The organism is Mesorhizobium sp. B2-7-3 (genome assembly GCF_006440715.1).
In the GTDB taxonomy this organism is placed as follows: domain Bacteria; phylum Pseudomonadota; class Alphaproteobacteria; order Rhizobiales; family Rhizobiaceae; genus Mesorhizobium; species Mesorhizobium australicum.
The window spans coordinates 17,107-26,103 of sequence record NZ_VFTY01000001.1 but is presented as its reverse complement, the minus strand read 5'-3'; the positions used below and the strand labels follow the sequence as shown (position 1 = coordinate 26,103).

The following is an 8,997-nucleotide window of genomic DNA, read 5'->3' as shown; positions in this document are numbered from 1 at the left end:
TGTCACAGCGCTCGTTCCTCCAGCAGCCCGTGCGCGCTATAGAAATCCCGCAGGTCGGCGAGCGTGGGATGTGACAGCGCCCGCCTGAGATAATCGCGGATGCGCGGCAGGTGCCTGAGATAATAGGGTTTGCCGTCACGTTTTTCGAGGCGCACGAAAATACCCAGAATCTTGGAATTGCGCTGCGCGGCCATGATTGCATAGGCTTCGAGGAAGCTTTCTTCGTCGAAGCCGCCCGCTGCATGACGTGCGGCGACATAGGCGTCGAGCGTCCGCTTCTCGATCTCGGGTGCCATTGTGACGCGAGCGTCCATGGCGAGCGAGGCGACGTCATAGGCGCAAGGCCCGATCAGCGCATCCTGGACGTCGACGATGCCGAGCCGGTCGAGGCCGGACCGCTCGCCGCGCCAGATGATGTTAGGCGAGTGGAAGTCGCGCAGCATCAGCGTGTATTCGCTGCCTTGCAGCCGGTCGAGAAGCGCATTCCATATCTTGTGGTAGCCGGAACGCAGCGCCTCGCTTGCCGGCTCGCCCGATATCGCCGGCACGTACCAGTCGATCAGCAGGTCGGCCTCGATCAGCATGGCGTCGCGATCGAAGGGCGGCACGTCATGAACGACGCCGGGAGCCGCCTCCATGCGGTGAGGCCAAGCCTTGCCGTGCATCATGGCAAGCAGTTCGGCCGCCGCCTCGTACCGTTCGGCGACCGGCTCGCCATTGCCGTCGAGGAAACCTTCCGAGCCCAGATGCTCGAGCAGCAGGAAACCCTGGTCGAGATCCTGCGCGTCGATCCTGGGCACCGCGACCCCGGCGGCCAGCAGCGCACGGTCGATTGCGACGAAGGCCGACACCGACTGCGCCGTATGGGCGATCACGGCATAGGGTTTGCCGTCGCGCACGGGCGGGCCGAGCACCAGCCGCGGCGAGTTCATCAGCACGCGCGGCGCCTCGCCGGCAAGCGTTACGATCTCGTAGGAGCGGGCCGAGGCATCGCCGATGAAGTGCCGGCGCCGCGCTTGCCCCCAGCCGGTGCTCCCCAGAAAGCCGCGCATGGCCAGCGAGCGCGCCATACGGTCGAAGGTAGCGCCTTGCCCCGACAATCGGGCCAGCCGGCCCTCGCCATGCTGGACGAGTTCGATCAGCACCGTCGCCTTGGGCAGGTAGCCGTCAGCCCGTTCCGGCCATTCGATCAGGGCGGCACCTTGCGCCAGCGCCTCCTCGAAGCCGAGTTCGTCGAGCTCGGTCGCCGAGGACAGGCGGTAGAGATCGAAATGGTGAACCGGCACGCGGGTATCGTAGCTCTGTACCAGCGTGAACGTCGGGCTCGGCACTTCGAGACCGGCATCGTCGGCCAGCGCCCGGATCAGTGCCCTTGCCAGCGTCGACTTGCCGGCGCCGAGATCGCCCTTGAGCGCCAGCACGTCGCCCACGCGCAGCGCCAACGCCAGATCCTCGCCCAGCCGGGCTGTCTGGGTCTCGTCGGCGAGCAAACGCTCCAGCACCGGTTCCGTCATCGAGCGCGCTACTCGGCCGCTGCGCGGATACCCGGCATGTCGGGAAAGGTGCAGATGACGGTCGTGCCCTTGTCCTTGCCGGTTTCGATGCGAACGGCGCCGCCATGCAGTTCGACAAAGCTCTTGACGATCGACAGGCCGAGGCCGGCGCCGCGCCGGCGGCCCCCATTGGCGCGCGGTTCGAAGCGGCGGAACACCGAATCGAGCACATCGGGCGGCATGCCAGGCCCGTCGTCGTGAACCGAGAACTCGACCCCGTCCGCCAACTGACGGCAGGCCAGCCGGATGGTGCTGGCCTCCGGCGCGTAGTTGGCGGCGTTGCTGAGCAGGTTGTAGAGGATCTGGCGGATGCGCGTTTCGTCGCCATGGAACGTCTTCGGCGCGGCGGCGGCATCGACCGCGAGCCGGATCGAATGCTCCTCCAGCCGGTCGGCGACAAGCTCGGCGGCAGCCGCGATGGTGCGGTCCACATGCACCTCGGAAATGTCGAGCTGCATGATGCCGGCATCGACGGTCGCCAGGTCGAGTATGTCGTTGACGATGGTCAGCAGCACCGAGGAGGACGAGCCGACATGTTCGACATATTCACGCTGCTTCTGCGTCAGCGGGCCAGTCGCCGGCAGCGACAGCAGCTCGGTGAAACCGATGATGTTGGTCAGCGGCGAACGCAGTTCGTAGGACACATGCTGGACGAAGTCGTTCTTGAGCTGGTCCGATTTCTCCAGCGCCTCGTTCCTGTCCTTGAGCGCGCGTTCGACATGGACGCTGTCCGTGACGTCGACGAAAGTCATCATCACTTGCCCGTTGGGCAGCGGAATCACCGCGTAGCGCAGCACGGTGCCGTTGTTGAGCTCAGTCTGGCCGTGACGCTCGCGGCGCTCGTCGTCGAAGCCGGTGATGGCGGCGACAAAGCCGGGCCAGGGGCTCTCGACCGCCTGCCGATCTGAGAGCTCGCGTATGGTCGATACGTGCACATTGGGCTTGGCGACTTCCGTGCCCAACCCCCACAGCGTGGCAAAGGCCGGGTTCGACAGCCGCAGCCGGCCATCGGGACCGAACACCGCCACGCCTTCGGCCAGATTGTCGAGCGTTTCGCCCTGGACCCGGACCGCGGTGCGGTAGCGGCTTTCGAGATCCATCTTCTCGGTCAGGTTCTCGAACACCCAGGTGACGCCGCCCTTGGGTTGCGGGTTGGCGACGACGCGGATGGTCTTGCCGTCCGGCAGGTGCCACCAGTGTTCCTGCGATTCGACCGCACGATAAGCGCCGAGCAGGCCTTCCTTCCAGCGGCGCCATTCCGGCTGTTCGGCGATCTTGCCCTCGCTGCGCAGCCGGTCGAGCAAAAGGGCGTTGTCGGGCGCGCTGTGCAGGAAGCCGCTGTCGAGCCCCCAGAGTTTCTGGAAAGCCTGGTTGAAGAAGCGCAGCTTCTCGTTCGTGTCGAAGATGGCGACTGCCGTGTTGAGCTGGTCGAGCGTATCGGCATGGCTGCGCACGGTCCGCTCATATTCGCCGCGGATGGCCTCGATGGCGCTGGTGTCGCAGGCAAGGCCGGCCGAACCGTCGGCGCCGGCAAAGTCGGTCACGGCAAACACGCGGCGGTCGCCTTCGATCACCGTTGAAAGCGATTGCTCGAACACCGGATGCGATTTGTGCTGGGTGGCGATGGCCTCGCGTGCCTGGCCGCCGAGGAACTCCTGGGCGTCACGCACGGCGGCTTCAGCGTTCTCGGCTTCGACCGCGTCGGCATAGGCCCGGTTGACCCATTTCAGCCGGCCATGCTCGTCACGCAGCCATGCCGGCATCTTCAGCGCCTCGAGCAGGCCGATCATCGTGTCATGGTCGGCGGCCAGCCGCTGGTTTTCGATCTTGAGCCGGGCCTGGCTGCGCTGTGTCTCGGACAGCGAGACAAACCGCACCAGCACATGGGCCGCGCTCTTTCGGCCATGCACTTCCAACGGAGCGCCGGCCTGCGATTCCACCACCAGGTCGAACGGTCTGCCTTTTTCCCGCAAACCCGTCACGGCATGTTCGAGTGCCGCCGCCGAGCGCGGCATCAGCCAGCGCCCAAAGGCGAGGAATGCGGCCCGTTCCTCCGGCGCTCCGCTTTCGGTCGGCAATGTGCCGATGAGCTCGGGTTTCTTGTTTTCCGAGGCCCAGACGACCACACGCTGGTCGCGCAGATTGAGCAGCGCTTCCGAACGTCGCAACGCTGCGCTGATATCGGCGACGCGGCTTCTCAGCTCGACATTTTCCGCCGAGGTGCGCGCGCGTTCGCGAATGAGAACGATGGCCGAAAGGAATGCCGCTCCCATCACTCCGGCAAAGACGGCTAGCTGCATGACCTCGATCGTGCTGACCGAAAGGCCGGCCGCCACTTCGGCGCCCTGGGCGCATGCAACCCCGCCAAGCAGCGGGCCGGCAAGTGTGGAGCCGGCAAGCAACAGCCCCGCGCGGCCACGCCACGAAAGGCGCCGCGAGCCAGTGGTCCCCGAATCCTGATGGCCGCCGGAAACGGCCTGTCCCGCGTGAAGCGGGTTTTCCCCCGGCATGTCTTGGTCCTCTTCGCCGCCTGAATGCAAGACCGCCCTGACGCGTCCGCCGGTCCTCGCCCCTGGACCCGCGAATCACAACAATAGCGCCTGCTGGAATCGGCGTGAAGAATCATTCGGCGCAAAAATAATGCCGGGCGAAAAGTCAATCGCCCGGCATCAATATCTTGTAGCAAATTCGGCTTTGATTAATAGCGGTAGTGTTCCGGCTTGAAAGGCCCCTGCGGCGTGACGCCGATATAGGCGGCCTGCTCGCCCGACAGTTCGGTCAGGCGGGCGCCGAGCTTGTCGAGATGCAGGCGTGCGACCTTCTCGTCGAGATGCTTGGGCAGCACATAGACCTGGTTCTGGTACTGCTCGCCCTTGGTGAACAACTCGATCTGCGCCAGCACCTGGTTGGTGAAGGAGGCCGACATGACGAAGCTCGGGTGGCCGGTGGCGTTGCCGAGATTGAGCAGGCGGCCTTCCGACAAGAGGATCATGCGCTTGCCGTCCGGGAAGGTGATCATGTCGACCTGCGGCTTGACGTTGGTCCACTTCAGATTGCGCAGCGACGCAACCTGGATCTCGTTGTCGAAATGGCCGATGTTGCCAACGATCACCATGTCCTTCATCGAGCGCATGTGGTCGAGGGTAACCACATCCTTGTTGCCGGTGGTGGTGATGACGATGTCGGCGGTCGGTGCCGCATCTTCCAGCGTGACCACTTCAAAGCCGTCCATCGCCGCCTGCAGCGCGCAGATCGGATCGACCTCGGTCACCTTGACGCGGGCGCCCGCGCCCTTGAGCGAGGCGGACGAACCCTTGCCGACGTCGCCATAACCGCAGACGACCGCGACCTTGCCGGCCATCATCGTGTCGGTGCCGCGGCGGATACCGTCGACCAGCGATTCCTTGCAGCCATATTTGTTGTCGAATTTCGACTTGGTGACCGAATCGTTGACGTTGATGGCCGGGAAGGGCAGCAGGCCCTTCTTCTGCAACTGGTAGAGCCGGTTGACGCCGGTCGTCGTCTCTTCGGTGACGCCGCGGATCGCTTCCTTCTGCTTGGTGAAGAAACCCGGCGAAGCCTTCAGGCGCTTCTTGACCTGGGCGTAGAAATATTCCTCTTCCTCGCTCTGCGGATTGGACAGCACGTCCTCGCCGGCTTCGGCGCGGGCGCCGATCAGGATGTACATGGTGGCGTCGCCGCCGTCATCGAGGATCATGTTGGAGAGGCCGCCATCGGCCCATTGGAAGATCCTGTCGGTGTAGTCCCAGTACTGTTCGAGGCTCTCGCCCTTGACGGCGAAGACCGGAATGCCGGTCTCGGCGATGGCCGCGGCGGCATGGTCCTGGGTCGAGAAGATGTTGCAGGAAGCCCAGCGGATGTCGGCGCCGAGCGCCTTCAGCGTCTCGATCAGCACCGCCGTCTGGATCGTCATGTGCAGCGAGCCGGTGATGCGCGCGCCCTTGAGCGGCTTCTTGGCCCCGAATTCCTCGCGGCAGGCCATCAGGCCCGGCATTTCGGTTTCGGCGATATCGAGTTCCTTGCGGCCCCAGCCGGCAAGAGAGATGTCGGCGACCACATAGTCCTTGCTACCCGTCATGGCAGTGCTCCGATGCGAATTGTCTTGCTGTGAATTGATCGTTTGGCTTGCGAATTGGTTGCGGATGCGCCCGCGCCGGTCGGCGCGTCGAAGGGCGCGAATTGCCGGCCTGACTAGCAGATCGGGCTTCGCACGACAATGGGATATAAAGAAATCTTTATTCGTGCATGTCCCGGAGGGCTGACTTCCGGGTCAGCACTCCTCGCCGAAACGGGAGGCGACGAGCTGCTCCAGCGCGTCCATGACCTCGAGCGCCTCCGGGCCGCTGGCGGTGACGCGGATCGAGTATCCAGGGCTGGCCGCCAGCATCATCAGGCCCATGATCGAGGTGCCGCCGACCTTGACGCCGTCCTTCTCGACATGGACCGAAGCGTTGAAACCGCTGGCAAGCTGGACGAATTTCGCCGAGGCGCGCGCATGCAGGCCGCGCTGGTTGACGATCGGAAACTCCCTGACGATCTGGTCCTTGTCAGGCGACAGCGTACTCATTTGCTGCTCAAAAGCTGGCTGGCGACGTTGATATATTTGCGCCCCGCGGCTTGCGCTTCATCGAGCGCGGCCGCCATGTTGTCGCCCTTGCGGATCGACGACAGCTTGATCAGCATCGGCAGGTTCATGCCGGCGATCACCTCGGTGCGGCCGGACTCCATTACCGAGATGGCAAGGTTGGACGGCGTGCCGCCGAACATGTCGGTCAGCACGATTACACCCGCCCCTGTATCGACACGGGCGACGGCGTCGACGATGTCGCGGCGACGCTGTTCCATATCGTCGTCGGCACCGATCGCCACGGTTTCGAAATTGTCTTGTGGCCCGACGACATGTTCGACGGCATGTCTGAACTCGGTGGCCAGTTGACCGTGCGTTACAAGCACGAGTCCGATCATTCTTTGGTGGCTCCCGTCATCGCCGCTTCACAGGCGCATTTTATGCTCGCCAGCCAATCCAGGCGGCGGGAGCGCTATCTTGTCGACGCGCGGCCCGTTGACAAGCCCAAAATTGCGCCGGCCCACGCCATTTTGACGCATTGCAGCAAAAAACCCAGCGCGGATCATAGAAAAGGCGGGATCGACAGCCGCGCCATCACGGCGAGCAAGGCGGCCGCGACATTGCGCTCGGCCAGATCGATGCGCGCCACCGCGCAGCCGGCGATGTCGTCGCTTGCATCCTCCTGGAAGCGTGCGATTTCGCCGGCCGGCAACAGGCGCACATGCAGATCGACGACGCAGGCCGGTTCGAACGGCAGGGACCGTGGCCCATGTCCCGGCACCTCGGCAAGGCCCTCGATGGTGGCGGGCGCACGGCACACCAGCCGCCCGGCATGGGCTTCGACGAAGAGCTGATCGTCGCCGACCAGCCGCGAGAACAATCCGCGTTTCAGGCAATGGCTGATCAGCGTCAGCGCCAGCGTTGTCTTGCCCGACCCGGATGAGCCGCTGATGAGAATGCCGCTCTCGCCGATCAGCAGCGCCGTGGCGTGTATGTTGTCAGACCGCACGTCGCGATCCCTGGCGATTGGCGGTCATCCCTCGGCCGGGAGCGTCACGACGAAGCGTGCGCCCTTGATCTCGCCGGGCTTGGTGCCTGGTATGTTTTCGGCGGTCAGCGTACCGCCATGGGCCTCGACGATCTGCCTGGAGATGGACAGGCCAAGGCCGGAATTCTGGCCGAACGCCTCGCCGGCGGGCCGGTCGGTGTAAAAACGTTCGAAGATGCGGTCGATGGCGTCGGCGCGGATGCCGGGACCGTTGTCGTCGACGGTCAGGATGTTGAACTTGCCGGCGCGCGCCAGCGACAGGCTGATGTGGCCATGGTCCTCGGGGACGAAGGAACGGGCGTTCTCGATCAGATTGGTGATGACCTGGCCGATGCGCAGATCGTGACCGACGACGACATAGCCCTTGGCGCCCTGCGGCAGCTTGGCGACCTTGAGCTCGATCTCGACCGCCTTCTTGTTGCGCGTGGTTTCACGCGAAACAGCGACGAGGTCGGTGACGAATTTCTTCAGGTCGACGGTGCCGGCATCTTCGCGCGCCAATTCCGCATCGAGGCGCGAGGCGTCGGAAATGTCGGTGATGAGGCGGTCCAGCCGTTTCACGTCATGCTGGATGATCTCCATCAGGCGCGCACGGGAGGTGTCATTCTTCGCCAGCGGCAATGTTTCGACAGCACTGCGCAACGACGTCAGCGGGTTCTTCAACTCATGGGAGACATCGGCCGCGAAGCTTTCGATCGCCTCGATGCGCGCATAGAGTGCGTTGGTCATGTCGCGCACGGCAATCGACAGATTGCCGATCTCGTCCTGGCGGTCGGAAAAGTCTGGGATTTCCTCGCGGCTCTTGACGCCGCGACGCACCCGTACGGCCGCCGCCGACAGCCGGCGCAGCGGGTTGGCGATGGTGGACGCCAAAAGCATCGACAGGATGGCTGTGACGAGCGCCGCGATGCCGAAGACGCGCAGGATCGCCTTGCGTTCGGCGGCGACGATCTTGTCGATATCACCGCCTTCGGTCGACAGCATCAGCACGCCGAGCACGGCGCGAAAACGCTGGATCGGCACCGCCACCGAGACGATCTGCTCGCCCTGTTCCGAGACGCGCACGATGGTCGACGGACTGCCCGTCAATGCCTTGACCACTTCCGGGAAGGCGGCGCCGTTGCCGCCGGGCTGTTCGTGATAGACCGGCAGGTCGGTGTTGCGGAAGAAGTCGAAGATGAATTTCTGGACGCGCTCGACAAGGTCGGGCTCCTCCTCCTCGACCGGCGGCAGATCGTAGCGCAGGATCTGACCGCGCGAATAGAGATGGCGCGAATCGAGCAGCAAATTGGCGTCGCGGTCATAGATGCGGGCTCGGGTGCGGGTCGGCGAGATCAGCCGCCGCAGGACCGGCGCCACGCGCTCGGGATTGATCGGAAAATCCAGATTGTCGAGTTGGTCCGAGCCAGGCCCCAGGCTTTCGCCGGCCTGCAGCTCAAGCAGTTTTTCCGGGTCGATGCTGATCGAATCCGTCTCGACCGTCGCCGACGCCGCAATCGCGCCGGCGATGATTTCGCCCTGCGTCATCAGGCTTTCGACGCGCGCGTCGATCAGCCCGTCGCGGAAGGTGTTGAGATAGAGGATGCCGGTGACGAGCACCGCCAGCCCGGCGAGATTGAGGAAAAGAATACGCCGCGTCAGGCTGGAAAAGATATGGTGGCCGAGGAAGCGCCGCATCGGCACCGTGATTTTCGACACGAAGGAAGGCATGATGCGCGACGGCCGCCTGGCGGCGCCCGCCGGTCTTGTTCGCTGTGCTTCCACTGCCATTGAATAGCAGCTCCCGCTAGTCCCAGGTTTGATGTATG

At 64.3% G+C, this 8,997-nt stretch carries 7 protein-coding genes; all 7 read right to left on the bottom strand.

All coding sequences use genetic code 11. The annotated features are described in order from the left end of the window. Positions 1 to 2: 2 nt before the first annotated feature. Positions 3 to 1,514: a tRNA (adenosine(37)-N6)-threonylcarbamoyltransferase complex ATPase subunit type 1 TsaE gene (gene tsaE / locus FJW04_RS00125; protein WP_140711640.1), complete on the bottom strand. Its 1,512-nt coding sequence runs from the start codon at positions 1,512 to 1,514 to the stop codon at positions 3 to 5. Between the two features lie 8 nt (positions 1,515 to 1,522). Next, on the bottom strand, positions 1,523 to 4,063 hold the full coding sequence (locus tag FJW04_RS00120; RefSeq protein WP_140711638.1) for an ATP-binding protein: 2,541 nt from the start codon (positions 4,061 to 4,063) through the stop codon (positions 1,523 to 1,525). A gap of 188 nt (positions 4,064 to 4,251) precedes the next feature. After that, positions 4,252 to 5,652: an adenosylhomocysteinase gene (ahcY, locus tag FJW04_RS00115; RefSeq protein ID WP_015314360.1), complete on the bottom strand. Its 1,401-nt coding sequence runs from the start codon at positions 5,650 to 5,652 to the stop codon at positions 4,252 to 4,254. Positions 5,653 to 5,844: 192 nt separating this feature from the next. Further along, complete coding sequence (locus FJW04_RS00110; protein WP_015314359.1) at positions 5,845 to 6,141, bottom strand: HPr family phosphocarrier protein; 297 nt, start codon at positions 6,139 to 6,141, stop codon at positions 5,845 to 5,847. Next, complete coding sequence (locus FJW04_RS00105) at positions 6,138 to 6,539, bottom strand: PTS sugar transporter subunit IIA (protein ID WP_010912939.1); 402 nt, start codon at positions 6,537 to 6,539, stop codon at positions 6,138 to 6,140. The genes FJW04_RS00110 and FJW04_RS00105 overlap by 4 nt, the downstream gene beginning before the upstream one ends. Before the next feature lie 164 nt (positions 6,540 to 6,703). After that, positions 6,704 to 7,150: an HPr kinase/phosphorylase gene (locus tag FJW04_RS00095; RefSeq protein WP_140660106.1), complete on the bottom strand. Its 447-nt coding sequence runs from the start codon at positions 7,148 to 7,150 to the stop codon at positions 6,704 to 6,706. Positions 7,151 to 7,174: 24 nt separating this feature from the next. Continuing rightward, on the bottom strand, positions 7,175 to 8,959 hold the full coding sequence (locus FJW04_RS00090; protein WP_015314357.1) for a sensor histidine kinase: 1,785 nt from the start codon (positions 8,957 to 8,959) through the stop codon (positions 7,175 to 7,177). Positions 8,960 to 8,997 lie beyond the last annotated feature (38 nt).